This window comes from Rheinheimera nanhaiensis E407-8, from assembly GCF_000296695.1.
Classification (GTDB): domain Bacteria; phylum Pseudomonadota; class Gammaproteobacteria; order Enterobacterales; family Alteromonadaceae; genus Alishewanella; species Alishewanella nanhaiensis.
In genome coordinates, this window is sequence record NZ_BAFK01000012.1 from 15246 (window position 1) to 42133 (window position 26888).

Annotated in this window: 22 protein-coding genes; 13 read left to right on the forward strand and 9 right to left on the reverse strand. The window is 51.9% G+C overall.

The window, feature by feature from the left end:
• Positions 1–528: 528 nt before the first annotated feature.
• From ruvB to RNAN_RS11030, 6 genes are all read right to left on the reverse strand, one after another.
• Positions 529–1539 (reverse strand): Holliday junction branch migration DNA helicase RuvB, encoded by a 1011-nt coding sequence (gene ruvB, locus RNAN_RS11005; RefSeq protein ID WP_008221753.1) that lies wholly within the window; start codon positions 1537–1539, stop codon positions 529–531.
• Positions 1540–1541: 2 nt separating this feature from the next.
• Positions 1542–2162: a Holliday junction branch migration protein RuvA gene (ruvA, locus tag RNAN_RS11010; protein ID WP_008221754.1), complete on the reverse strand. Its 621-nt coding sequence runs from the start codon at positions 2160–2162 to the stop codon at positions 1542–1544.
• Between the two features lie 27 nt (positions 2163–2189).
• Positions 2190–2714, reverse strand: coding sequence for a crossover junction endodeoxyribonuclease RuvC (gene ruvC, locus RNAN_RS11015; protein ID WP_008221755.1), 525 nt, complete (start codon positions 2712–2714; stop codon positions 2190–2192).
• Between the two features lie 2 nt (positions 2715–2716).
• The gene (locus RNAN_RS11020; protein ID WP_008221759.1) at positions 2717–3460 is read right to left on the reverse strand and encodes a YebC/PmpR family DNA-binding transcriptional regulator; all 744 of its coding nucleotides are present in this window, start codon (positions 3458–3460) and stop codon (positions 2717–2719) included.
• Positions 3461–3519: 59 nt separating this feature from the next.
• Positions 3520–5298 carry an aspartate--tRNA ligase gene (gene aspS / locus RNAN_RS11025; protein ID WP_008221761.1) on the reverse strand — a complete coding sequence of 593 codons (1779 nt, stop codon included), beginning with the start codon at positions 5296–5298 and terminating at the stop codon, positions 3520–3522.
• 83 nt (positions 5299–5381) lie between these two features.
• Positions 5382–8198, reverse strand: a complete 2817-nt coding sequence (locus RNAN_RS11030) for a transporter substrate-binding domain-containing protein (protein WP_008221763.1) — start codon at positions 8196–8198, stop codon at positions 5382–5384.
• 78 nt (positions 8199–8276) lie between these two features.
• Between RNAN_RS11030 and RNAN_RS11035 the strand changes: the two genes are divergently transcribed.
• From RNAN_RS11035 to fadE, 9 genes are all read left to right on the forward strand, one after another.
• Positions 8277–9110, forward strand: coding sequence for a DUF72 domain-containing protein (locus RNAN_RS11035; RefSeq protein WP_008221765.1), 834 nt, complete (start codon positions 8277–8279; stop codon positions 9108–9110).
• Between the two features lie 69 nt (positions 9111–9179).
• Positions 9180–9905, forward strand: coding sequence for a carboxy-S-adenosyl-L-methionine synthase CmoA (gene cmoA / locus RNAN_RS11040; protein ID WP_008221766.1), 726 nt, complete (start codon positions 9180–9182; stop codon positions 9903–9905).
• Between the two features lie 8 nt (positions 9906–9913).
• Complete coding sequence (gene cmoB, locus RNAN_RS11045; RefSeq protein ID WP_008221769.1) at positions 9914–10879, forward strand: tRNA 5-methoxyuridine(34)/uridine 5-oxyacetic acid(34) synthase CmoB; 966 nt, start codon at positions 9914–9916, stop codon at positions 10877–10879.
• A gap of 24 nt (positions 10880–10903) precedes the next feature.
• Positions 10904–11800, forward strand: coding sequence for a LysR family transcriptional regulator (locus tag RNAN_RS11050; protein WP_008221771.1), 897 nt, complete (start codon positions 10904–10906; stop codon positions 11798–11800).
• A 7-nt stretch (positions 11801–11807) separates the two neighbouring features.
• Positions 11808–12227, forward strand: coding sequence for a hypothetical protein (locus RNAN_RS11055; RefSeq protein WP_237739911.1), 420 nt, complete (start codon positions 11808–11810; stop codon positions 12225–12227).
• A gap of 76 nt (positions 12228–12303) precedes the next feature.
• Positions 12304–13347 (forward strand): phosphoribosylformylglycinamidine cyclo-ligase, encoded by a 1044-nt coding sequence (gene purM / locus RNAN_RS11060; RefSeq protein ID WP_008221775.1) that lies wholly within the window; start codon positions 12304–12306, stop codon positions 13345–13347.
• 8 nt (positions 13348–13355) lie between these two features.
• Positions 13356–14003: a phosphoribosylglycinamide formyltransferase gene (purN, locus tag RNAN_RS11065; RefSeq protein WP_008221776.1), complete on the forward strand. Its 648-nt coding sequence runs from the start codon at positions 13356–13358 to the stop codon at positions 14001–14003.
• On the forward strand, positions 13987–14754 hold the full coding sequence (locus RNAN_RS11070) for a DUF3108 domain-containing protein (RefSeq protein ID WP_237739912.1): 768 nt from the start codon (positions 13987–13989) through the stop codon (positions 14752–14754). Before purN ends, RNAN_RS11070 begins: the two co-directional genes overlap by 17 nt.
• A gap of 235 nt (positions 14755–14989) precedes the next feature.
• Positions 14990–17467, forward strand: a complete 2478-nt coding sequence (gene fadE / locus RNAN_RS11075; RefSeq protein ID WP_008221780.1) for an acyl-CoA dehydrogenase FadE — start codon at positions 14990–14992, stop codon at positions 17465–17467.
• A gap of 77 nt (positions 17468–17544) precedes the next feature.
• On the opposite strand, the gene RNAN_RS11080 is transcribed toward fadE, so the two are convergent.
• The gene (locus tag RNAN_RS11080; protein WP_008221782.1) at positions 17545–20127 is read right to left on the reverse strand and encodes an ExeM/NucH family extracellular endonuclease; all 2583 of its coding nucleotides are present in this window, start codon (positions 20125–20127) and stop codon (positions 17545–17547) included.
• A gap of 281 nt (positions 20128–20408) precedes the next feature.
• Between RNAN_RS11080 and ppnP the strand changes: the two genes are divergently transcribed.
• The 3 genes from ppnP (at position 20409) to RNAN_RS11095 (ending at position 24433) form a co-directional block, all read left to right on the forward strand.
• Positions 20409–20690: a pyrimidine/purine nucleoside phosphorylase gene (gene ppnP / locus RNAN_RS11085; RefSeq protein WP_008221784.1), complete on the forward strand. Its 282-nt coding sequence runs from the start codon at positions 20409–20411 to the stop codon at positions 20688–20690.
• Positions 20691–20719: 29 nt separating this feature from the next.
• Positions 20720–22513, forward strand: coding sequence for an ABCB family ABC transporter ATP-binding protein/permease (locus tag RNAN_RS11090; RefSeq protein ID WP_202802297.1), 1794 nt, complete (start codon positions 20720–20722; stop codon positions 22511–22513).
• An 81-nt stretch (positions 22514–22594) separates the two neighbouring features.
• Positions 22595–24433, forward strand: coding sequence for a M2 family metallopeptidase (locus tag RNAN_RS11095; RefSeq protein ID WP_008221788.1), 1839 nt, complete (start codon positions 22595–22597; stop codon positions 24431–24433).
• A 302-nt stretch (positions 24434–24735) separates the two neighbouring features.
• On the opposite strand, the gene RNAN_RS11105 is transcribed toward RNAN_RS11095, so the two are convergent.
• On the reverse strand, positions 24736–25245 hold the full coding sequence (locus RNAN_RS11105) for a type VI secretion system amidase effector protein Tae4 (protein WP_040552045.1): 510 nt from the start codon (positions 25243–25245) through the stop codon (positions 24736–24738).
• Positions 25246–25441: 196 nt separating this feature from the next.
• On the opposite strand from RNAN_RS11105, the gene RNAN_RS11110 reads away from it, so the two are divergent.
• On the forward strand, positions 25442–26146 hold the full coding sequence (locus RNAN_RS11110) for an alpha/beta fold hydrolase (RefSeq protein WP_008221794.1): 705 nt from the start codon (positions 25442–25444) through the stop codon (positions 26144–26146).
• Between the two features lie 49 nt (positions 26147–26195).
• On the opposite strand, the gene yjjG is transcribed toward RNAN_RS11110, so the two are convergent.
• Positions 26196–26870 carry a pyrimidine 5'-nucleotidase gene (yjjG, locus tag RNAN_RS11115; protein ID WP_008221796.1) on the reverse strand — a complete coding sequence of 225 codons (675 nt, stop codon included), beginning with the start codon at positions 26868–26870 and terminating at the stop codon, positions 26196–26198.
• Positions 26871–26888 lie beyond the last annotated feature (18 nt).

Below are 26888 nucleotides of genomic sequence, written 5' to 3' on the forward strand. Positions count from 1 at the left end.
TAAATTGTGACAAAAAGTAATGCGGCTATGATGCGGCTTCTATCTTAACCCTGCATGAACAAGAGGCTTGAAGCGATAATAAAGCAAAGCTGTTTAGGAATTAACCGATCCTAACCCTGAGTCACATTAGTTTTTTTAATAGTAGCGCTGCAGTTTTTCTCGTTTGAAGTAATTACTCCAAATCGACATAATACGCAGGTGTTCTGAGCTAGCGCAAAGATACAGCAGCCGAGCTGCTCTGTCTTAGTAAGGATCACTTGGTAATGAGATTTGTGTTTAAACCAAATTTTGTTGCTGTTTCAACATGTTCCCTGGATTTTTTGAAGCACTCCTTCAACTTGTTGCATTGCCCGCTCCTTTGAGCGGGCTTTTTTTATCCACGTCCTGGCTGGCACTACAGCGTTGTTGCCTGCATTAAAACGCTGGTGCGCCAGTCCGAAAAACTCACATAGTCAGCTATGCTCGTCTTGCTTTTTAATTTGTCGCCTAGCTGCAGCACCATCCAGTTAGTGGATACTTTTATTCAGCTCAGTCTGATTTGGGTAGGTCGAAACCAAAGTGGGTATAGGCGCGTGGCGAAGCTGTGCGGCCACGCGGTGTACGCTGAATAAAGCCCTGCTGAATTAAAAACGGCTCTATCACATCTTCTATCGTGTCTTTCTCTTCACCTATAGCCGCAGCCAGATTATCCAGCCCAACCGGGCCGCCGCTGAATTTTTCAATAATGGCCAAGATCAGCTTGCGGTCCATATAGTCAAAACCTTCGGCATCAACGTCAACCATCTGCAGCGCTGCTGCGGCAACGTCCGGTGTTACGGTACCATCATGCTTTACCTGAGCATAGTCGCGCACCCGGCGCAGCAGGCGGTTGGCAATGCGTGGGGTGCCGCGCGAGCGGCGGGCAATTTCGGCGGCACCTGCTTCGTCCAGGTTTAAATGAAGAAAATGCGCCGAGCGCAGAATAATTTGGGTTAACTCTGAGACTTTATAAAATTCCAGCCGCTGCACTATGCCAAAACGATCGCGCAATGGCGAGGTTAAGGCACCGGCACGGGTGGTGGCGCCCACCAGGGTAAACGGCGGTAAATCGAGTTTAATGGAGCGCGCTGCCGGCCCCTCGCCTATCATAATATCCAGTTGATAATCTTCCATCGCCGGATAGAGAATTTCCTCTACCACCGGGCTTAGGCGGTGAATTTCGTCAATAAACAGTACATCATTAGGTTCAAGGTTGGTTAACAGCGCGGCTAAATCGCCGGCTTTTTCCAGCACCGGCCCTGAGGTGGTTTTAATATTGACGCCCATTTCATTAGCAACAATCATCGCCAATGTGGTTTTACCCAAACCCGGCGGGCCGAAAATCAGCAAGTGATCCAAAGGGTCGCCGCGGCCACGAGCTGCTTCAATAAAGATGGCCATTTGCTGACAAACGTGCTGCTGCCCGGTGTAATCCGCCAGGGTTTTCGGCCTTATCGCCCGATCAATGACTTCATCTTCGCGTGTCGCAGTGGTTTGTATTAACCTGTCGGCTTCAATCATGGTTACATCATGCTCCTAAGCGCCGCTTTAATCAGTTGCTCGCTGCTCATATCAGCTTGTTTTACTGCTTTTACCGCTTTATCTGCCTGCTGCTGACTATAACCCAACGATACCAGGGCGCTGGCGGCATCCTGCTCTGCACTGGGCGTGCCGATAAACAGCGCCTCGTCACCTTGCAGTGTCAGGCTGTCAGTAACCGGAGTGTGTGGCGCGATGCCCCAGTCTTTTAACCGGTCGCGCATTTCCACCACTAAACGCTCAGCAGTTTTCTTACCCACGCCGGGCAGCTTCACCAGGGCGCTAAGGTCATCAAGCTGCACACAGCGAACAAACTGTGAAGCCGTCATGCCGGATAAGATAGTGAGCGCCAGTTTGGGCCCAACACCATTGGCTTTAAGCAGTTGGCGAAACAGCGCCCGCTCAGTCTGATTAACAAAACCATATAGTAGCTGTGCATCTTCACGCACAACAAAATGGGTATAAATTACCGCCTCGGCGCCGATAGCCGGCAGCTGATAAAAACTGGTCAGCGGCAACTGTACTTCATAGCCGACACCAGCCACTTCAATTAATAAATCAGGCGCTTGCTTTTCCAGCAAGATACCACGTAACCGTCCAATCATAGTCTCTGCTTATATAAGGTGACGCGCTTAGCGCAGGCGGCCACGCACGGTTTTGCGGGCTTGCCCCGCCAGGCTAACCAAACTTTGCTGAGTATGCCCATGACACAAAGCAACTGCAAGCGCATCAGCGGCGTCAGCCTGAGGGTTGGCGGGCAGCTTCAGTAAGGTGCGCACCATGTGCTGCACCTGGGCTTTATCAGCAGCGCCAGTGCCAACCACAGATTGCTTCACCTGACGGGCAGAATACTCAAATACCTCCAGCCCGGCGTGTTTGGCGGCAACAATAGCGGCGCCTCTGGCTTGCCCCAGCTTTAATGCGGAGTCGGCATTGCGTGCCATAAACACCTGTTCAATAGCGAAAATGGTAGGCTGGGTTTGGCGGATAATTTCCGTTACGCCGTTAAAGATATCCAACAGCCGCTCTGGCAGCAGATCGCTACTGTTAAGCCGGATGCAACCACTGGCGACGTACTCAAACTTCATACCGCTTTGGCGCACCACACCATAACCGGTTAACCGGCTACCGGGATCGATGCCCAGGATAATATTCACGCCTAGCCGTGCTCGGCCATCAGTTCGTCACTGATGTCAGCATTGTGATAGACGTTTTGCACATCGTCAGAGTCTTCCAACTGGTCGAGCAATTTAAAAAAGGCAGCTGCATGCTCTGCTGTGACCTCACAACGGCTTGCCGGTATTAAGGTCACTTCACTGTTATCAGCGTTAAAGCCGGCGGCAGCCAGCGCGTCTTTCACATCGTTGTATTGCTCGGCGGCGGTTAACACTTCAATGCTGCCATCATCGTGATTCATAATATCTTCAGCACCGGCCTCCAGCGCTGCATCCATTAACGCATCTTCATCTACACCAGGGGCAAACAGCAGCACACCACGGCGACTGAATAAATACGCTACAGAACCTGTCGTACCCAGGCTGCCGCCGGCTTTGGTAAAGGCATGACGCACATCTGCCACAGTGCGTTTGTGGTTGTCGGTCATGGTTTCAACGATCACCGCTACGCCCCCCGGGCCATAGCCTTCGTACACTAACTCGTCGTAGTTTTCGCCCTCGCTGGCACCGGCACCGCGCTTAATTGCCCGGTCGATGGTATCGCGGGTCATATTTTCTGATAGCGCTTTATCTACCGCCAGCCGTAACCTGGGGTTAGCACTGATATCTGGGTTTAACCGGGCAGCTACCGTTAGCTCGCGGATAATTTTGGTAAAGATTTTATTTTTTTTCGCATCCTGACGGGCTTTGCGATGCTTCATGTTCGCCCATTTACTATGGCCGGCCATCAGTTACTCCTTAGTTGTGGCAGCCTTGCAGGCTGCCACGGTATTGCAGGTAAAACAACTTATTGTGGTTTTGCCACCACAGCTATGCCAAGCTCAGCCAGTTGCGCCGGGTTAGCCGCCCCAGGCGCATCAGTTAGCGGGCAAGCGGCAGTGGCGGTTTTAGGGAATGCCATTACATCACGAATTGACGTAGCGCCGGTCATTAGCATCACCAGACGGTCCAGGCCAAAAGCCAGGCCAGCATGTGGCGGCGCACCGTATTTTAACGCTTCTAACAAAAAGCCGAATTTCTCGGCAGCTTCTTCATCGCTAATGCCCAGCAGGGTAAATACCTTAGCCTGCACCTCAGCAGTGTGAATACGCACCGAGCCACCGCCTAATTCAGTGCCGTTTAGCACCATATCGTAAGCGTTAGACAACAGGCTGCCTAGCTGCAGTTCGTTGTTAGGCGTGTTAACAAAAGCAGCCGTGTCCAAAGGTGACGTAAACGGATGGTGCACCGCAGAGAAGCTGCCATCGTCATTTTCTTCAAACATCGGAAAATCAACTACCCACAGCGGCTTCCAACCAGGCTGGGTAATGGCTAACTCTTCGCCCAGTTTTAAGCGCAGCGCGCCCATCGCCTCACACACCACTTTATAACTATCGGCAGCAAAGAAAATTAAATCACCATTGGCGGCGCCAGTACGGCTGATAATGCTATTAATAATTTCTGGCGTTAAGAACTTCGCTACCGGCGATTGTACGCCATCGACACCTGCAGCAATGTCATTAACCTTCATCCAGGCCAGACCTTTGGCACCGTATATACCGACAAAACTGGTGTAGCCGTCGATATCTTTACGCGAGATTTTCTCTGCGCCGCCGGGTACTTTCAGCGCCACCACACGGCCTTTGCTGTCATTTGCCGGGCCAGCGAACACTTTAAACTCAACGTCCTTTACCAGATCGGCAATATCGACAAACTGCATTGGGTTACGTAAGTCCGGCTTGTCTGAGCCGTATAACCGCATCGCTTCGCTGTACGGCATGCGCGGGAATCTGCCCAGGTCTACCCCAAGCAACTCGTTAAACATCTGATGCACCATCTTTTCAGTCACTTCAATGACCTGCTCAGATGTCATAAACGAGGTTTCAATATCGATTTGGGTAAATTCTGGCTGGCGATCTGCACGTAAGTCTTCGTCACGGAAGCATTTCACAATTTGATAGTAGCGGTCTAAGCCTGACATCATCAACAGCTGCTTAAACAGCTGCGGCGATTGTGGCAGCGCAAAAAACTGGCCCTTATGGGTGCGGCTTGGCACTAAGTAATCACGCGCGCCTTCGGGCGTGGCTTTGGTCAGAATCGGCGTTTCCACGTCCATAAAGCCGTGGCTATCCATAAAGTTACGCACAAAACTGGTTACTTTAGCGCGAAACTTCAGCCGCTCAGTCATCATAGGCCGGCGCAGGTCCAGGTAGCGGTATTTCAGGCGCTGCTCTTCACTGTTGTTCTGATTAGAGTCCAGCGGCAAGGGTGCCGCTTTGTTTAGGATGATAAGCTCACTGGCATAGACTTCAACTTCGCCGGTGGCCATATCTTTGTTAATTTGTGAATCAGGCCGCGCCCGCACTGTGCCTTTTACCTGAATACAGAATTCGTTACGCAGCGTGTAGGCCACATCAAACAGGTCTTTTAAATCGGGGTCGCAGACGACCTGCACTAACCCTTCACGGTCACGCAAATCGATAAAAATTAACCCACCCAGATCGCGGCGCCGGTTAACCCAGCCGCATAACGAAACCTGTTGTCCCACCTGTTGTGCAGTTAACAAACCGCAATAATGGCTACGCATTAAACCTTCCTTCTACCTTGCTAATCAGCGGCATTAAAATGACGGCTAATTATATAGAATTGACGCTTAATGTCACTGCCCGCTTACGAAAACACCGCCCGGGAAAAACAATACTGATTTTTACCCTGCTGCTTAATACGGTACATCAAACTGTCTGCCACTTTCAGCAGTTTGGCACTGTCGGTACCGTCCTCCGGATAAACAGCAATACCAATGCTGGCCCCTACCTGCACTTGCCCGACAGATAAGGTGACCGGCTGACTTAGCTGGTGCAGGATCTTTTGCGCAACAATGGCGGCATCATCACGGCTTAACAGCCCGGTAAGTAAAATAACAAACTCATCGCCGCCAAAGCGGGCCACTGTGTCACTTTTTCGCACAGTATCTTTAAGTACGTCCGCCAACTTGATCAGTAACTCATCGCCGGCATCATGACCAAAGCGATCATTTACCTCTTTAAAGCCATCTAAATCAATAAACAACAGCGCCAGAATTTCGTTATGCCGCGCATGTTGCAGCAGTGCCTGTTCAATGCGCTCTTTTATCAGAGTACGGTTAGGTAGCCGGGTTAAATCGTCATGCGTGGCCATAAAGCGCATTTTCTGCTCGGCCTGGCGGCGCAATGACACTTCACGGCGCAGTGACAGGTTCCAAAACACCACGAACACTAATAATACTGCGACGGCGCCGCCAATTTGCCACATTAAGGTACGTAACTGTGCCTTGTTGATGCCCTGGGTTATCTGAAAACTAAACCACTTTTGGTACAGCTGCTGCCGCTCTTCTTTACCAATGCTGCGCAGGCCCTTGTTCAGCATCACAACCAGCGGCTGATAATCCTCCCGCACCGCAATGAGTGACGGATAGGAGGGTAAATCGTCTAATATCTGTACCCGCAACGATAAGTATCCCATCTGGCGTAACATCTCACTGGCGGCCTCAACTGAGTCCAGAACGTAATCGACATCCTGCTGTTGCAGCAGCTGCAGACCACGGCGTAACGAGCTTACCGGAACCACCTGTATCTGGGGATAAGTATCATTCAGATGGCGGGCCAATTGGTAATCCTGGTAAACAGCAACGGTTTTGCCGTTTAACTGGCTGGTGCTAACTACAGTTGTGCCGTCATAGGCACTGATAACCGCCCATTGTGTCGACCAAAACTCATCGGTGAACTTCGCATACGCATGCCGCTCCGGCCGCTCTGACACATTTGCCACCAGATCAATGTCTTTTTGTTTAAGCGCAGCTAACATAGCGGAAAAATCAGCAAAGGTGACAATTTCAAACTGAGCCTTTAAACGCCGGCTCAGGATGTCAAACATATCAACAGTCACACCAGCCGGTTCACCATCGTCGTTAACAAATTCCATCGGTGGCCAGTTAGACAGCATACCCACTTTGAGCGTACCAGCCTGTTCCAGCCATTGCTGTTCAGTCAGCGTAATCGGCACTTGCTGCAAAAACTGCGGAAAATAGCGCTGGCTGGCTTGTGTTACCCACACTTTCTCGACCTCAATCAGTTGCTGCAGTGGAATTTGATTAAAGCCCTGACGGATTTGCTCAGCCAACTGCAGCCGGCCGCTGCGGATTAAACTGTACAGTGGCGCACTGATCCGGCTATCCGCCTGCAGTTTGAACACATCCTGTAAATTCATTGCAGGCAAACGCTGCGCCATAATCGCCGTGGCGCCGTAAAAGCCGGCCAGTTCACCGGCCATTACCGCCTCAATCATTTGGGTAAGGGCACGAAAACGTACGAACTGAGCCTTGGGATAGCGCTGTGCCAACTCTTCAAGATAAGGTGCGTTTTCAAACAGTCCTATGGTCACGGCACTGTCGGCGCTAAGCGGTTCTTCCTCTGCGCTTTGTAGAGCATAAAAATGTGAGTCAAAGCCATATAACTGATATGCGGTAGTCACTTCTGCCGGCAATTGCTGGTTGCTGGGAAAACCAATTAACACGTCAATGCGGCCTTTGGCCAATTGTTGCAAATTATTAAAAGAGGTGTCTGGCACAAAAGCGATTTTAACGCCGGTTGCCTCTGACCACAGCCGCCACAGCTCGACAAATAAGCCTTGCGCCTCGCCCTGTGGTGAGACATGCATATAAGGCTGGTTATCAATAGGCACACCCAATAACAGCGTATCATCATCTGCAGCAACGCCAAGCCAACGCCGCTCCAGGCGCTCAAGAAAAGCGGCCTCCACCGCGGCGGTTGCCCGCACCAGGGCTGGCGATAAAGCCGAGTCTTTATTCATCGCATAGTTCAGGCTGATACTGCGCAGTGGCACTTTTTTATACAAGGGAAACTGGGCAATCAGCTCGTCATAGCGTGTATAGCGTGGCGGCAAGCGATCCAGCGCACTCATCACACGGAGCTCCCCGGCCAGCGCAGCATCATACATGGCGCTAACATTCGGATACGGCTTTAAGATGGCGTTGGGTAACCATTGCTTAATGGTATCAACATGGCTGGACTTATCTATTACGCCGATAGCATAGGGGGTAAGCTCCGTCAGATTACTGGCTGAGGGCAAATCACGATGCAAAAAAATGTTACTTTGCACTGAGATGCCGGTATCACCCAATTGATAGCGCTGTGCCCGCTCTGCAGTGTAGGCGATGCCTCCGTGTAAATGTACCGCACCGCTTTGCAACAGCTGCAAAGTTTGCGGCCAATCCGCCATGGTAAAACGCACAGCGACACCTTGCTGACGCCCTACTTCGCGCCAGTAATCTACCACCAGGCCTGACGGCTCACCGTGATCATCAGCAAACATATAAGGAAAGCTGTCGCTGCTGATAGCTACCTGCAGGGGATCAGGCAAGCTTGCTGCAGCACTTTGGCCTGACCAACCCAGGCACAGTAACAGGCAGATTAATAATCTTATTATCATTATGTTATTCTTGCCGCTATTGTTAGTTTCACGCTGCTAGTTAGTTTTACGCTGCCACTTTAAGAAGGTCAAGCCAGCATGTTGTATCTTGGTTGCCCGGTGTGGGCCAATCCGGCCTGGAAAAATTCAATATATCCAAAAGATCAGCCGGCAGTGCAGTATCTGGCCCAGTATGCGCGTTTCTTTAACACGGCTGAGGGCAATACCAGTTTCTATGCTGATCCCTCAACTGAAACCCTGACACGTTGGCAACACGACACACCGGACGATTACCGCTTTGTGTTAAAGGTGCCGCAGCGCTTAAGCCATCAACAGCAAGCTGACCTGTCGCAGCTGACCGCCTGGTTAGCGCTGCTGTCGCCACTGGCACACAAACTGGCCTTGGTGCATCTGCAATTACCGGCCCATTTGGGGCCCGATACGCTACCACGCCTAAGTAGCATGGTGCAGCAAATAAGCCAGCACTATCGCTGTGCGGTTGAAGTGCGCCACCCGGCCTATTTTGACAAAGGCCAGCACGAAGTTGCTCTGCATAAGATGCTGCAGCACTATGGCGCTGAGCGGGTGGTGATAGACAGCCGGGCGCTGTTTGCAGTGCCGCCAACCACACCCGCCCTGGTTGATGCGCAGGCGAAAAAGCCGCGGGTCGCGGTGCATGCCATCAGCTTTAGCGACACACCCATGCTGCGCTTTATCGGCAGTGACGACATGGCATTAAACCGGCAGTTTTATCAGCCCTGGCTTGGCAAAATTACCCAGTGGCTTAAGATGGGTAAAACACCGTTTTGCTTTTTTCACACACCAGACAACACCCTAGCACCGCAGCTATGCCGGCAGTTTGCCACCGATTTGGGCTATCCACACCCTTGCCTGGCGCCGTGGCCGGGCGAGCAGCAATACAGCCTGCTGTAGTGTCGGGCGCTTTTAGGCTAAACTAAGCGCCACATTTTTCGCGCCACTTTTTACGGTAGTAACGCTTGTATGCAAAAAGATCAGATATTTGCCGAGCCACTGGCACAGGTACAGGATTTTCGTTTTGACGATCAGGTAGCTGACGTCTTTCCTGACATGATCCAGCGCTCTGTACCCGGTTATCAGACTATTATTCAAACGATTGGCAAACTTACTGCCCGCTTTCAGCAAGCTGACAGCCAGTATTATGATCTCGGCTGCTCATTAGGTGCCGCAACGTTAGCAATGCGGCGTAATATCAGCGCGGCTAACTGCCGTATTATTGCCGTGGATAACAGCAGCGCCATGGTAGAGCGCTGTGAGCGTCACTTACAGGCCTTTCGCTCGCAAGTGCCGGTGCAGGTGTTACTGGCCGATATCCGCCAGCAAAGCATCGAGCAGGCCGCAGTGGTGGTAATTAATTTTACCTTACAGTTTTTACCTAAGGCCGATCGCGCCGCGCTGATAACACGCGTATACCAGGGACTAAAACCCGGCGGTGTGTTGATTTTGTCGGAGAAGTTTATCAGCCACGATAACACCGCCAACGATTTACTCATCGACTTACACCACGATTTTAAACGCGCCAATGGCTACAGCGAGCTGGAGATCAGCCAAAAACGCAGCGCACTGGAAAATGTGATGAAACCCGACACCTTAGCCGAGCACCAACAGCGCCTGGCCCAAGCCGGTTTCTCCAGTCAGACACTGTGGTTTCAGTGCTTTAATTTTTGCTCAATGGTCGCGATTAAATAAGGTCAACTATGCTCGATTTCTCAGCGTTTTACGCCCAACTGGCGCAAAATAAATTACACCGCTGGCTGGAAACCCTGCCGGCTCAGCTGGCCAATTGGAGTAAAGAGGCGCTGCACGGTGACTTTAAACAGTGGCAAAAAGTCATTACCAACCTGCCACCAACCAGCGCCAGCCAGATTGAATTAAAGCAACAGGTACAATTTGGTACGGCAGAGGACATTAGCGCCGGTCAGGCACAGCAAATCCGTTATTTGCTGCAACAGCTTAAACCCTGGCGTAAAGGCCCTTTTAACATTCACGGCATTGAGATCGATACCGAGTGGCGCTCTGACTTTAAATGGCACAGGGTACTGCCGCATATCAGCGCGCTGAAAGGCCGCACAGTGCTGGATGTCGGCTGTGGCAGTGGTTATCACCTGTGGCGTATGCGCGGTGAAGGGGCCGACTTTGTCGTGGGGATAGATCCGTCACAACTCTTTTACGCCCAGTTTCAGGCCATCAAGCATTTTAACCCAGACCCGGCAGTTAACCTTATCCCCATTGGTATTGACGAGATGCCGCCACTAAAACAGTTTGATACGGTATTTTCCATGGGCGTATTGTATCACCGCCGCTCGCCGCTGGATTTCTTACAACAGCTAAAGAACCAGCTGCGCCCAGGCGGTGAGTTAATCCTGGAAACCCTGGTGGTGGAAGGCGACGAGCATACCGTGCTGGTGCCTGGCGAGCGCTATGCCAAAATGCGTAATGTCTGGTTTATTCCCAGCGTTGCAGCACTAACCCATTGGCTGTCACGCCTGGGCTTTAGTCAGGTGCGCTTGGTCGACTTAAACCAAACCAGCCTGGCGGAGCAGCGCAAAACCGACTGGATGGACAATGAAAGTTTAATTGATTTTCTTGATGCAACTGATCATAGTAAAACCATCGAAGGCTACCCGGCGCCACTTAGGGCCGTGATTATCGCCAATAACTAACCCTGCCGGAGTGCTGACACCACTATGCCTTACCGCCCTCGCTCAACCTTAGAACAATGGCGCATTTTGCAGGCAGTGGTAGACGCCGGTGGCTACGCTCAGGCAGCCGATGTACTAAATAAAAGCCAGTCGTCACTGAACCATGCGGTGGCAAAATTGCAATCGCAGCTGGGGGTAGAATTACTCGAAGTACGTGGCCGTAAAGCCTATTTAACCGAAGCCGGTGAAGTGATGCTGCGCCGCTCCCGCCTGCTGACCCAACAGGTTGAAGACTTGGAGCTGCTGGCCTCGAATATTAACCAGGGCTGGGAGCCGGAGATCCGTATTGCGGTAGAGCTGGCCTACCCAAGAACGTTTTTAAATCAGGCCTTGGCAGCGTTTTATCCGCTAAGCCGCGGCAGTCGTATTCAGCTGATTGACAGCGTCATTACCGGCAGTGCAGAGATTATCCAGCAGAAAAAGGCCGATTTAGTCATCGCCGCCGCTGCGGTAATTCCCAAAGGCTTCCTGGGTGAACCGCTTTGTGTTACCCGCTTTATTCCGGTTACCAGCGCCAGTAACAGCCTGGCCGGCGCAGGCGAGATTGATCAGAATGAGCTAAGCCAGCATTTGCAGCTGGTGATCCGCGACACGGCGCAAAAGCCACAGGAAAATGCCGGCTGGTTGCGTGCTGAACAGCGCTGGACGGTGGATAACTTTGCTGAAGCGATAGAAATACTGCAGCTGGGGCTGGGCTTTTGCTGGTTGCCGGATTTTCTGGTTAACGATGCCCTCGCCGCCGGTCAGCTGGTACAAATAAACTTAAAGCACAGCAGCGAGCGCATTGCCGCCATTTCGCTGGTGACGCCAAAAGAAGAAACCCTGGGCCCCGGCAGTAAACAGCTGCGTCAGCTTATTCTGGCCGCCCATCAAAAAACCTGAGGCTTTTATGCAACCATCTATGTCACCCCAAGAGCTGGCCAACCTGATGCAGGGCTCTGCCACAGACGCCGTTCACTACGCGCAAGACGAGCATCAGCTGCAACTGGATAATAGTATTGACAGCTTACATCAGGTCGATACCTTGCTGAGCAGCTTGCACCAGCGCGAACAGCAACAGCGCCACAGCGCCGAGCTGGTGTTTACGCTGTGCAATATCATTGGTGCCTATGTTGGCCAACTCTTTATCGCTAACGTTGGCGGACACTGGCAGCTTAATCAGGCCGACAGTGACGCGCCCTTTGTGTACGTGCAATTTCAGGATAAAGAATTTCCTTTTGCATCAGTCTGTTATCATAAAATTACCCGCGACAATAGCATTAGCCTATACGACTATGTAAAACAAGCCATGGCAAATGCTATGCAGTAAGGCTTTTGTCGGCGGCGTTAAGCAGGTAAAATGCCGCCACTTTTAGCCTTTCCACTTTAGCCATTCGAGGATAGCCGTGAGCGAGCAGAAAACATCATTAAGCTACAAAGACGCCGGAGTTGACATAGACGCAGGCAATGCGCTGGTCGAGCGTATTAAAGGCGCAGTAAAACGCACGCGGCGCCCAGAGGTGATGGGCGGCTTAGGCGGCTTTGGTGCTTTATGTCAGATCCCGGCCGGTTATAAAGAGCCGGTGTTGGTGTCAGGTACTGATGGTGTCGGCACTAAGCTGCGCCTGGCGATGGATTTAAAACGCCACGACGGTGTCGGTATTGATCTGGTCGCCATGTGCGTGAACGACTTAGTGGTACAAGGTGCTGAGCCACTGTTTTTCCTCGATTACTATGCCACCGGCAAGCTGGATGTTGACACAGCGTCTGCAGTAGTGAATGGCATTGCCGAAGGCTGTTATCAGTCTGGCTGCTCGCTGGTGGGCGGCGAAACAGCAGAGATGCCCGGCATGTATCACGGTGAAGATTATGACATCGCCGGTTTTTGCGTGGGCGTGGTCGAAAAAGCCGACATTATCGATGGCAGCAAGGTAAAACCGGGCGATCAGCTGATTGCACTGGCCTCTTCCGGCCCGCACTCTAATGGCTTTTCACTGATCCGCAAAGTGCTGGAAGTCAGTGGTCAACGCCCTGATACCTTGTTGGAAGGTAAAACCCTGGCCGACCATTTGCTGGAGCCTACCCGCATTTATGTGAAAAACCTGCTTCAGCTGTTCAAACAGCTGCCGGTACATGCACTGTGTCATATCACCGGTGGTGGTTTTTGGGAAAATATTCCCCGCGTATTGCCTGACAATACCAAAGCAGTCATTGACGGTACCAGCTGGCAGTGGCCGGCTATTTTCAACTGGTTGCAGCAGCAGGGTAATATCAGCCGGCATGAAATGTACCGCACTTTTAACTGTGGTGTCGGCATGATAGTAGTAGTACCGCAAGACAAACTGCAGCAAGCACTGAGCTTGTTAACTGCAGCCGGTGAAACCGCCTGGCACTTGGGTGAAATTCATGCTGCTGCCGCTGGTGACGAGCTGGTCATCATTAACGAATAAGGCTGCTGATGAAATCTATCGTTGTGCTGATTTCCGGCAGTGGCTCTAACCTGCAGGCCTTAATTGATGCCTGCAGCAGCGGTTTTGTCCCGGGCAAAATCAGTGCTGTTATCGCTAACAAAGCCAATGCCTATGGTTTGGTGCGCGCCAGTGAAGCGGGCATCAGCACCCAGGTGTTAAGCCACAAACACCACAGCAGCCGCGAGGCTTATGATAATGCGCTGATAGATGCCATTGACCAGCATCAGCCTGATCTGGTGGTACTGGCCGGCTTTATGCGCATTTTGACACCGGCCTTTGTGCAACATTATCAGGGCCGGCTGCTGAATATTCACCCTTCATTGTTACCCAAATACCAGGGCTTAAACACCCATCAGCGTGCTATTGATGCAGGCGATACCGAGCATGGCTGCAGCGTCCACTTTGTTACCGAGCAGTTGGATGGCGGCCCGGTGATTTTGCAAGCCAAGGTGCCGGTGTTCAGCGATGATGACGCCCAAAGCCTGGCCGAGCGCGTGCACGAGCAGGAACACCGGGTTTACCCGCTGGTAGTGCGCTGGTTTTGTCAAAACCGTTTACAACAGCATGCAGATAAGGCATCGTTGGATGGCAATGTATTAGCTGCCAACGGTTATGCCAATGAAGATGAAGACTAAACACCGCCGCTGGGCGCCCGCACTCTTGTTGGGCGCTCTGCTAAGCCCGCTATTAAAAGCCGAAACCCCGATACAAGCCGCCCCCCCGGCACTGGCCAGTTTTAAAGCGGATTACGCCGTTTACCGTGCCGGCAAACAGCATGGTACTGCCCAGCGTTATTTAAAGCTGACTGAACAAGGTTATCAGCTGGGCTACAGCAGCGATATCAGCTGGATGATTTTCACCGACAAACGCCAGGAAACCTCCGATTTTAGCCTGCAGGATGGCCGTATTCAGCCAGAGCGTTACGTACTGCAACGCTCTGGCACCGGGCCTAACCGCTATTACGAGCTTAACCTGGACCCGGTGGAAAAAACGCTGAGCGAAGGTAAAAAGCGCACCGTTAAACAGGTTAGCTGGCAGGACGACTGGCTGGATCAACTCAGCTACCAGTTGCAACTGGTATTGGATCTCAAAGCCGGTAAAACCGAGTTTCACTATAAGGTGTTAAACCGTAATGGCAACGCCAAGATGTACCATTACAAAGTGGTGGCCGAAGAAATATTACCCTTACCTTACGGCCGCATTAACACGCTGCGCATCGCCCGTATTGAGCAAAACAGCGATAAACAAATCTACGCCTGGGTGGCGCCCGAACTGGATTACATGCTGGTGCGGCTGTGGCGGGGCGAAGATAACGTCGAGCAATTTGATGTGCAGCTGCACAAACTGGACTTCACACAAGACCCGCCGCCAGCGCCGGCAAACTAACACCCTCAGTCAGACTGCCAGGATATCTGGCAGTCTATCCCCCCGTTTTACAGCGATTTACGCTATTTTACCGGCCAAAACTGAGCCTAACGGCTATGCTTAGACGTACAGGTCGTAACGTTGCAACTTAAGTTGACAATCACTTTGCCGGTCAAAGCCAGCAAAGGCTTGCAACTTTTGCTAAAGCGTTCTACTCTAGCCAGGTAGTGGTCAGACCTCTTATCAGGAGCAAAAGATGGAAGTGTTAATTCTCTGTGCGGTGCTTATCGCCGCTATTGGTGTACTGGCGTATAACCGCGCCAGCCTAACCATGTTTACTGCCGCCATTGCGGTAATACTGGCGCTGGGCAGTGCTTTTAATGTTGCAGGCACGTTAGCCTGGCTGGTGTTTTTAGTGATAGCCCTACCGTTAAATATTGCCGGTATCCGCCAGCAATATCTGACCAAACCGCTGCTTAACGTGTACCGCAAGATCATGCCGGAGATGTCCAGCACCGAAAAAGAAGCCATCGATGCCGGCACCACCTGGTGGGAAGCCGATTTATTCCGTGGCAACCCGGACTGGCATAAGATGCACAACTTCCCGGCGCCACGCTTAAGCGCAGAAGAGCAAGCCTTTTTAGATGGCCCGGTAGAAGAGCTGCTGGCGATGGTAGACGACTGGCACACCACGCACGAGCGTGCTGACCTGGCGCCCGAGGTCTATCAGTACCTGAAAGATAAAGGCTTCTTTGCCATGATCATCAAAAAAGAATACGGTGGTCTGGAGTTTTCCGCTTATGCCCAATCTTGTGTACTGCAAAAATTAACCAGTAAAAGTATGGTGTTATCAAGCATCGTCGGTGTACCTAACTCGTTAGGCCCGGGCGAGCTGCTACAGCACTATGGTACTGACGAGCAGAAAAACCACTATTTACCCCGCCTGGCCAAGGGCCTGGAAGTACCGTGCTTTGCGCTAACCAGCCCGGAAGCAGGCTCTGACGCCGGTGCTATTCCGGACACTGGTGTTATTTGTAAGGGCGAGTGGGAAGGCAAAGAAGTGATTGGTATGCGCCTGACCTGGAACAAGCGTTACATCACGCTGGCGCCGATTGCTACGGTGCTGGGTTTAGCCTTTAAACTGTATGATCCGGAAAAATTACTCGGTGATAAAGAAGAGCTGGGTATTACCTGTGCCCTTATTCCGGTTACTACACCGGGCGTTAAAATTGGCCGTCGTCACTTCCCGCTGAACGTGCCGTTTCAAAATGGTCCGACTCAGGGCGAGAATATCTTTGTGCCGCTGGATTACATTATCGGTGGTGCCAAAATGGCCGGTCAGGGCTGGCGCATGCTGGTTGAGTGTCTGTCGGTAGGCCGTGCTATTACCCTGCCATCAAACAGTACCGGTGGTATTAAAGCCGTGGCGATGGCTACAGGTGCCTATGCCCGTATTCGCCGCCAGTTCAAACTGCCAATTGGTAAAATGGAAGGCGTCGAAGAAGCGATGGCACGTATCGGTGGTTATGCCTATATGGCTGATGCCTCTACCACCATGTCGGTGGGCTCAATTGATTTAGGTGAAAAGCCATCCGTTATTTCTGCCATTACCAAATACCATATGACCGAGCGGATGCGCCAGGCCATTATTGACGCGATGGACGTACACGGTGGTAAAGGCATTTGTATGGGCCCGAACAACTACCTGGCCCGTGGCTATCAGGGTGCGCCTGTTGCCATCACGGTAGAGGGCGCTAACATTCTGACCCGTAACATGATTATTTATGGTCAGGGGGCTATCCGCTGCCATCCGTATGTACTGGCTGAGCTACAGGCAGCCCAGTTAGACGATCAGGGCGCAGCAGTCACCGCTTTTGATAAAGCGCTGTTTGGCCATATCGGCTTTGCTATCAGTAACTTCTTCCGTACCTTCTGGTTATCGTTCACCGGTGGTGCCTTTAGCAGCGCACCTTTTGCCGATGCCACCGCTAAGTACTACAAGCAAATGAACCGCTTCAGTGCAGCCTTAGCACTGATGTCAGACGTGGCCATGGGCACACTGGGCGGTGATTTAAAACGTCGCGAGCGGATTTCGGCCCGTCTGGGTGATATTTTAAGTATGTTGTACTTAACGTCAGCGGTGTTAAAGCGGTATAACGATGAAGGCCGTAAAGCGGAAGATTTACCGCTGGTACAGTGGGCCTGTGAAGACAACCTGGCCAAAGCCCAGCTGGCGTTAAATGAGTTATTTGATAATTTCCCGAACCGCGCAATCGGTGTCGTATTAAAACGTATCGTGTTCCCGTGGGGCCGCACCTTACGTAAAGCCTCTGACGTGGTCGAGCACAAAGTTGCCCGCATTATGCAAACTCCGGGGGAGGCGCGTAACCGTCTGGGCCACTTCCTGTACCTGAAAAACGAGCCATTAAACCAGTTAGGCTTAATGGAGCAGGCGTTAGCTGATATCCTCGCCGCAGAGCCTATCTTTGATAAAGTGGCCCATGCCGCCGGAAAACGCTTACCGTTTTACCGCCTGAATGAGGTGGCGGAGTTGGGCTTGCAGTTAAAAGCCATTACTGAAGCTGAAGCTGAGCAACTGCGCACCGCAGAGCAAGGCCGCCTGTTTGCTATTAATGTCGACGACTTCGAGCCTGAGTACCTGGCCGCAGACAAAAGTTTACCGCAGCAAGGTGCCGGTGCCGTCGTTGGCAGCAAGAAGGTAAAAGCCGCTTAAGCGCAATACCGACATCAAGCAACACAAACAAAAACGCCGGCTAATAATGCCGGCGTTTTTTATTGGCTTAGTTTTGCTTAGTCAAACTGCACCACCAACTCTGGCGAGCAACTACCGGTCGCTGGCTGGCAGATCTTGTACGTCACGCTATCGGCCATGGAGCGGAAGTTGTCGTTTACCCGGCCTGACGGGTTTAAATCTCTTACTGCCACATCATCGCGATACAGCGTCAAGCCAGCGGCGTCACCACTCCAGCGCAATTGCACCAGGCTCATACCAAAGCGCGACCTGACAGTACGCAGTAGCTCCAGGCTGACATCCAGTGGCGGAATAACCGCAGGTAAGTTAAGTGCTACGATCACCGGGTCGTGATCCGATGAGCGGTACGCATCCGGCGCGTAGAAATCCAGCTGCTGCTGTGGCGATTTAAACTCGACATTGTAATCCAGTGCTATTGGCTCATCGGCATTGATGTTCCACTTAGCCGCATCAGCCAGATACTCTACCGCCAGATCGTTTAGCAGTGCATGATCGAGTGAACCCGATAAACCGGAGAACACGTAGCCATGGCTGGGTACCTTGCCCAGTACCTCGAACACGTTCTGATAACCGGCTTGTGCCAGCGTGGTAATAGGATCTTCTTTGGCATAGGCGTTTAAGTCACCAATCACCAGTGCCGGCACATCGGCAAAATGCTCGGCGGCAAAGATACCGATAGCCTGGGCAGCACGGGTACGGCTTAAATTACAGTTACCCTGGCCATCGCCGGTATCAGGATCAGCCGCACCGCAGCCAGAGCCTTTAGATTTTAAGTGGTTTACCATCACGGCAAATTCAGCATCGTTCTCCAGCAGGCGGAACTGCTGCGCCAGCATCGGCCGGTTACGGCTATCATCAAATAAAGCCACGCCTTGCTCATCGACGGCTGAATTGCTGGAATCCAGCACTTGTAATGCCCCAGCTGGCGTCACTACATCGCTGCGGTATATTAACCCCACCGCAATTTCGTCACTGCCTACCGGGCCTGCCGCGCTTACATACTGCCAGCCATCAATGCCTGAGGCCTGGCGTAACCCGGCCACCAGATCGGCAATCGCCGAGGTGTCGGCGTAGCCATCGTTTTCAATTTCCATCAGCCCTATCACACTGGCATCCAGTGCCACCATGGCAGAGAGAATTTTTGCGCGCTGGCGCTCAAACTCGGCGGCACTGTCTGCGCCGCGTGAGGTTGGGAAACCGCCACCTAAACCATCACCATTGAAGTAGTTAAGCACGTTAAAGCTGGCCACTTTAACGTTACCCTCAGCGGCTAATTGCGGCGCAGCCGTACGGGGGTTAGCCGACACAAAGTTTGGTGCCTGTGTGGGCATAATGCGGTATTCATTAAAACCGTAATGCAAAGTACCGGTTAAATTAATAACCGTATCGCCGCTGCGTACCGTGTTAGCGGCCGACAAACCGCCGGTTGGGTAAGGGACCACTGCCGGGTTTTGCTGGGTACTGGCATCGTCCAGTACAATTTTGTTCAGCGCATGCTGCTCTGCCAGCGCAATAGCCTCGGCACCTGGGGCAACCACTTGTGTTGGTGTATACCGTCGGCCATTGGCCAGGGTTAACTCGCCAAACCGGCCAAGGGTAAAGGTATCGTTTACTGTCAGCTCCTGCTCAAAGCGTACCAGCATGCCTTCATGGGCTTCCAGCTCAGCTAAACTGGCTACCGGTAAAGTCAGCGGCGTCGGTGCAGGCAGTTCGCTGCTGCCACAATCTAAGCTGGCACTGATATTGGTTAGCTGGGTGTGGCCATTAAATTCCGCAACGGTGGCCAACAAACGCACGCGCTGGCCCTCTGCTACCGTTAGGTTACTGCTGTTCACATAAACAAACACACCTTCAGAGGTGGCCGGATCGTTATCTTGTTCAGTGCCAACAGCCTGAATCGTGTAGCCACGCAGTCCCGGTAAGGTCTGGGTGACAACAGCTTCTACCTGCACCGTCTGGCCCAGTAACGGGCTGGCAAAGCCTGGCCCCTGAATGGCCGAAATCGGCGTAGCGGTAGCGCCACAGCTTAGCACCGGGTCCGGATCCGGTTCAGGATCAGTCGGGCCACCACCCTCACCGTTAAACAGGCCAATATCGCTAAAATCGTCCTGGGCAAACCCCAGCCATTGATCGGCTGGCTCAAAAGTATCAAAGGGTTCCGTATCATAGCTTACAGCTGCGCGGCGCAACGTATCATTCGCCGTGGTAATGCTGCCGCTGCCCCAGGCCGAGCCTGGGTCAAACCCTACCTGGCCAATGCTGTCTACTACTATGCCATTTTTGGTTAGGGTAATGGCATCGTCGCCATTCCATAAGCCAGCGCTGGTGGTCTGATCGGCCAAGGCGACCAGTTCCGGCGCCGCGCTGGCTGACGCAAATACGTAAACACCGCCGGGCGCCAGTTGGCCGTTTAATGCTACGCTAAAGCCGGCAGTGCTGCTGCCATTAAAAAACACGTTGATACGGTAATCGGCTAAATTAACGGTATCGCTGCCGGGGTTGTAAAATTCTAATGCTTTGTTGTTACCTGAACCTTCAACATATTCAGAGATAAATACCTGTGACGATACCGCCGGGGCCAGTAACATGGCGATGGTTGCTGATAGCATCCTGAGTTTCATTATTGCTCCTTGGAGTTGTTATTAGGGTTATTGTTATCGTGCTGTGTTGTTTAGGGCAGTCGAATATAAAACGCTTTTATGGCAGATTCATTAACTTTGGTTAAATATTGTCAGGTTTTTTTTGACATAAATTCGTCAAATAAATTTACAGTTATACAAGTGATTGTTTTACAACATAGCCGCTTTTATTTAGCCACCCAGACAGCTAAATTTATACACGGCTATTCCTTTCAGCACCTAATTGGGCTTTACTGTTAGCCTTATTCATAACGGAGCGACATATGTTTAAAGTAAACCAGTATTTTGACGGCAAAGTGGCCTCAATCGCCTTTGCCGGTGAGCAACTCCCTGCCACCGTTGGCGTAATGGCACCGGGCGAATATGAATTTAGCACCAGCCAACATGAAGTGATGACGGTAATAAGCGGCGCCTTAACGGTATTGCTACCCGGCGCAGCAGGTTGGCAAACCTTTAGCCGCGGCCAGCACTTTGACGTGCCGGCCAACAGCAAATTTCAGTTGCAGGTGGCCGTTGATACCGCGTACCTTTGCACCTACGCCTGATACCAGTTCAAGGATTAACCATGCGCGGTATGCGCTCTGCGGCGAAACAACCTGAGCCCAGCAAACGCCCCGGGGCAACCAGCCTGAAGCAAACCCTGGCCATGCTATGGCCATATTTGTGGCAGTTTAAATACCGTGTGCTGCTGGCGCTGCTGGCACTGGTTGGCGCCAAAGCCGCCGTGCTGTTAATGCCAGTGGCGCTTAAATACATTGTCGATGCACTGGACGGCGGCCAGCAAGCCTTGTTGGTGCTGCCGGTGGCGCTGTTACTGCTGTACGGCGGCCTGCGCTTTGCCGGGGTGTTTTTCGGTGAAGTGCGCGATGCACTATTTGGCCGGGTAACCGAACATGCAATGCGTAAACTCGGGCTCAGGGTATTTCAGCACCTGCACAGCTTAGAGCTGGCCTTTCATCTGGACCGCCAAACCGGCGGCATCAGCCGTGATATTGAGCGTGGCACCAATGGCTTAAGCTTTTTGATGCGCTTTTTAATGTTTAATATCGCGCCGACGTTGTTTGAAATTCTGGCCGTCGCGGTTATTTTCGCCGCCCTGTTCTCCCCGCTGTATTCACTGGTGACCGTGCTGGCAGTGGGCATCTATATCTTTTTTACGGTGGTGATTACCGAGTGGCGTAATAAATATACCCGTGAAGCCAACCAGGCCGATAACACCACCAATAGCCGTGCCATCGACAGCCTGTTGAACTATGAGACAGTAAAATACTTTAATAATGAGCAGTACGAAGCCAATACCTACGACAGCTTTTTAGCCAAATGGGAGCAAGCCCGGTTAAAAAACCGCCTAAGCCTGCTGGCGTTAAACTCGGGCCAGGCGCTGATTATCGCCGCGGCCATTACCGCGCTAATGTGGCTGGCCGCTGACGAAGTGGTGAATAACGCGCTTACGCTGGGCGATTTGGTGATGGTGAATGCCTATATGATCCAGCTGTTTTTACCGCTGAATTTTTTAGGTTTTGTTTACCGCGAAATCCGCCGTGCTTTAACAGATTTAGAAAATATGTTGGGGCTACTTAAGCGCCAGCCTGCCATCACCGATACCCCGGGCGCCAGGCCGCTGCAGCTAACTCAGGGCGAGATCCGCTTTGAGCAGGTGTCATTTGCCTATCAGCCCGCGCGGCCTATATTGCACCAGCTCAGTTTTACTGTGCCGGCCGGCAGCAAAGTCGCCGTGGTCGGCGCCAGCGGGGCCGGTAAAAGCACCTTGTCCCGGCTGTTGTATCGCTTTTACCCCATTAGCGCCGGTGCCATTTATATTGATGGCCAGGACATCAGCAAGGTGACACTGGACAGCCTGCGCCAGGCCATTGCCATAGTGCCGCAAGATACGGTGCTGTTTAACAGCAGCATCCGCGACAATATCCGCTATGGCCGCCCTGATGCCAGTGAGGCGGAGATTGATCAGGCGATTAAGCTGGCGCACCTGCGCCACTTTATCGACAGCCTGCCACAGGGTGATGCTACTTTAGTAGGCGAGCGCGGTTTAAAAGTGTCTGGCGGGGAAAAGCAGCGTATCGCCATCGCCCGTGCCATGCTTAAAGGCTCGCCGATATTGGTATTTGACGAGGCCACCTCAGCGCTCGACTCCGCCTCAGAGCAGGCCATTTTACACGCCATGCGCGAGGTCAGTCGTAATCACACCAGCCTGGTCATTGCCCACCGGCTGTCAACCATTACCGATGCCGACACTATTATTGTGCTAAAAAACGGCCAACTGGCCGAACAGGGTAAACACGATGCGTTACTCGCCGCCAACGGCGAGTACGCCCGTATGTGGCAGCTGCAGCAAAAGCAGCAGCACTAAAACCCGGCTGCCTGGCTTGCCCGCGACAGACTGACTATACTGGCAACGCTAATTACAATAACACCTTCACAGGGGATCACGATGACACCTTTTAAACTTTCGCTGACAGCCGCCTTAGTAGGGTCAGCGCTGTTACTGGCCGGCTGTGGCGAAAAGCAGCAAGCCACCACGCCCGCCAAAGCGGAGCAGCGCGCCTTAACTGAAGCTGATGCGCTGGCGTTTTTAGCAGAAACCGAGACCAAGCTGGTACAGCTGTATAAAGAGTCCAACCGCGCCGAATGGATTTATGCCAACTTTATTACCGAAGATACCGCCTCGTTAGCCGCCGATGTTAACGAAAAACTCACTGTAGAAATGGTCAACCTGGCCAGCGCTGCGGCAAAATTTGATCAGGTAGCCTTATCAGCCGACAGCCGGCGCAAGCTGGACAAACTCAAACTGGCGCTAACCTTACCGGCACCACAGGATGCAGCGAAAACCGCCGAAATGGCAAAAATTGTCGCAGAACTGGGCGGCATGTACGGCAAAGGTAAATATTGCAAAGCCGATGGCAGCTGTTTATCGCTTGGTGAAATGTCGGCCATTATGGCCAGCAGCCGCGATTATGACGAACAACTGGAGATGTGGCAGGGCTGGCGTGAAATCAGCAAACCGATGCGGCCACTGTACAGCCGCTTAATAGAACTGACCAATGAAGGTGCCAGAGAACTCGGTTATGCCGACACCGGCGCCATGTGGCGCTCTAAATACGATATGCCGGCCGATGACTTTGCCAAAGAGCTAGACCGCGTCTGGGGCCAGGTAAAGCCGCTGTATGAGTCTTTGCATTGCCATGTGCGCAGCAAGTTATCTGCGCACTACGGCGCCGATAAAGTGGCGCTGGATAAACCGATCCCGGCGCATCTGCTGGGCAATATGTGGGCACAAAGCTGGGGCAATATTTATGATTTAGTCGCCCCGCAAGATGCCGATCCCGGTTATGACGTTACCGAACTACTGGCCAAACATAACTATGACGAAATAAAAATGGTCAAAGGCGCCGAAGCCTTCTTTACCTCGTTAGGTTTTGCGCCGTTGCCGGAGACCTTTTATCAGCGTTCGCTATTTACCAAACCGCGTGATCGCGACGTAGAGTGCCATGCCTCGGCCTGGGACTTAGACGCCAAAGACGACTTACGCATTAAAATGTGTATTCAGCGCACCGGCGAAGAGTTCTCGGTTATTCACCATGAGCTGGGGCATAACTTCTATCAGCGCGCCTATAAAGACCAGCCGGTGTATTATCAGGAAAGCGCTAACGACGGCTTCCACGAAGCCATTGGCGATACCATTGCCCTGTCGGTAACACCGGATTATCTGCAGCAAATTGGCCTGCTGGATAAGGTGCCGGATGAAAGCAAAGACATCGGCCTGCTGCTGAAAATGGCGATGGATAAAATTGCCTTCGTGCCCTTTGGTTTGTTAGTTGATCAGTGGCGCTGGCAGGTATTTAACGGCCAGATCACGCCGGAGCAATATAACCAAAGCTGGTGGCAATTGCGTGAAAAGTACCAGGGCGTAGCCGCGCCAATCGCCCGCACTGAAGCCGATTTTGACCCGGGTGCCAAGTACCATGTGCCGGGCAATGTGCCTTATACCCGCTATTTCTTAGCGCATATTTTGCAGTTCCAGTTCCACAAGGCATTGTGTGATATCGCCGGTAACGAAGGTGCCGTGCACCGCTGCTCGATTTACAACAGCAAAGAAGCCGGCAGCAACCTTAACCAGATGCTGGAAATGGGTTCCAGCCAGCCCTGGCAGCAAGCACTGGAGGTAGTCACCGGCAAGCCGGAAATGGACGCCACTGCCATTCTGGATTACTTCGCCCCGCTGCAAGCTTATTTAGATGAGCAAAACAAAGGGCTGCAGTGCGGCTGGTAACCTGGCAGCATTAAAAAACCAAGCCCGCGCAAGCGGGCTTTTGGTTTTAGAAACTTATCACTTGTTAACGATTGCTCTTTAGCTTCCTTGCAATCCAATAGAACATTAAGCTAATTATCACTGACCACACCAGATAGGCAGGCAATGTCGTCTGTAGCATCAATAGGCCGCTTTCAACCCGCTGCTCTTCCACTAAAAACGGCGTTGCCTGTTGGTTAAAGGAATAATTAAAAATAAAAAAGCATACGATAAAATTCAACAATGTTAAGCCGGTATATACCAACAGTGTTTTCATAGGCTGATTATTTCACCTCCCAAAACCAAATTTCTTTTGCCTGATTTAAGTCACTTACCCGACCGAAAAACTCCAGAATGCTGCGCGTAAACATAGAAGAACTGGTTATCCGATCCTTGTTCCACAAATCGATATTATCTCCACTTCGATTGGCAAAAGACTCATTACCCCGAGTCCAATAATCTTTGAAAAAAATAATGCCGGTACGGCCTTCTAGTTTTTCCTGAAATTCAGCAGGCAAAATGCTTTCTCGCTGTCCAAGCCCCTTTATGTTGCTTTTGAACAACCAGTCTGCCATTTGCTCGGCCAGTAAAATATGTTTCATCCCTGCATGAGACCAGCATTTGTTCGCTCCGGAACTTGCTGTGGAAACCCCGGAGCGTATCAAAGCTTCGCTAAGTAAAATCGCGCAGTAATCGCTAAAAGGCTGCGAATTATGCTGCTGTTTATTAAAGCACCTTCCCTTGATCTCATTTTTGGTTGGAAAATCTGACCATAGCTTTTCGAAATTCAACATATAGACTCCCTGCCTGTTTATTCCATACTGCATTTTTCTGTAGACGGCTAAATTAGCTAACAACACCCAGTCAATCAACTTTAAATTTACTAAATTTAAACAAAAGCACAGGGCATAGGTCTCAGCACTAAAGTGCTATGGTGAATTTTTCGCCAGTTGCTTAGCTTGTTGTTGCAACCCAACAGGAGCTAACACCATGTATAACTATAAGAATATTGCCCTTACCACCCTGTTTAGCCTTTTTGCCAGCTGTAGCCTGATGCTGCAGGCCGCCTGCGTTGATGCGGTAGTGCTGGTGCATGGCAATACCGCCACACCGGCCAGCTGGAACAACACTTACAACTACTTACTGACTAAAGGCTATAGCAGCAGCGATATTTACCGGCCGGACTGGGGCTCGAAAAGCTGCGCTGCCTGCAATGACCACAACGGCAGTGAAGAAACGCCGGTACGCAATGCACTGCAACAGGCGTTGGCTAATTCCTGCACCGGCAAGATAGATGTGATAGGCCATTCGATGGGCGCCACGCTGGCTGCGCAGCAAATTGATAAGCTGGCGATAGCGTCACAGGTAAACAGCTTTGTTGGTATTGCCGGTGCGTTTCGCGGTTTATTAAGTTGTGGTGTCTACCCGTACAATGTATGGAACGCTACCTGCGGCAGTGCCGGTTTGTCGGTATCCAGCCCGTTTTTAGATAGCTTATACGGCAACCGCTTTGGCCAGAGAGTGTATTCAATTAAAAGTTACAGCGATCAGGTGGTCTGTGCCACCGGCAGCTGTCTGGTATATGGTATCCACAGCAGCAGTATCTGGGGCGAGAATGCCAGCTACACCTATGTGCTGGGCCATTTTGGCCTGCAAACCGATACCGTGGCGCAGCAATACCAGCTGATTAAATAAAGCTCTGCAGTTAGCTCAGCTGGCCGGTTTTGCGGTGAGGGTATCTACTTCACCCCAGCAGCCACTGCTGCAGCTGTGCCAGCGAGCTAACTTCGATATGCGGTGCTATGCCCTCTGGCCGAGCCGCAGCGTGGCGATTTAGCCAGCAGGTGTCGATACCGGCGTTAATGCCGCCCTGCACATCGGCATGCGGGTTATCACCCACCATTAAAATATGTTGCTTCGGCGGGTTACCCATCAGTGCAAAGGCATGGTTAAAAATATCAATATGCGGTTTGGCGACGCCGACTTGTTCAGAAATCACCAGCGGCGAAAATACCTCGGCAAAGCCGGTGCGCTGAAGCCGTATTTGCTGCAGCTCGGTAAAGCCATTAGTAATAATACCCAGCTTAACCCGGCCTTTTAAGGCAGTGATCAGCTCAGTGGCGCCGGGCAGCGGGGTGCAGATATCGGCCATCGCCTGCATAAAAGCACTGTTTAGTGCTGAGGCGCTGGTATTCAACTTGGCCGCCCAGGGCGTAAAACGGTTTATCTGCAGCTGCTTGGCGCTGATTTCGCCTTGCTGATACTGCTGCCACAGCGGCAGGTTAATAGACTGATAGTAATCGTACTCAGTGCTGTCAAACTGGTAATCATGCCTGGAGAACATTAACTGTAAGCCGGCAAAGGCATCGAAATGAAATAAGGTTTCGTCAGCATCGAATAAAATCCACTGGTAACGCACTGCTGTCTCCCAAGCTAA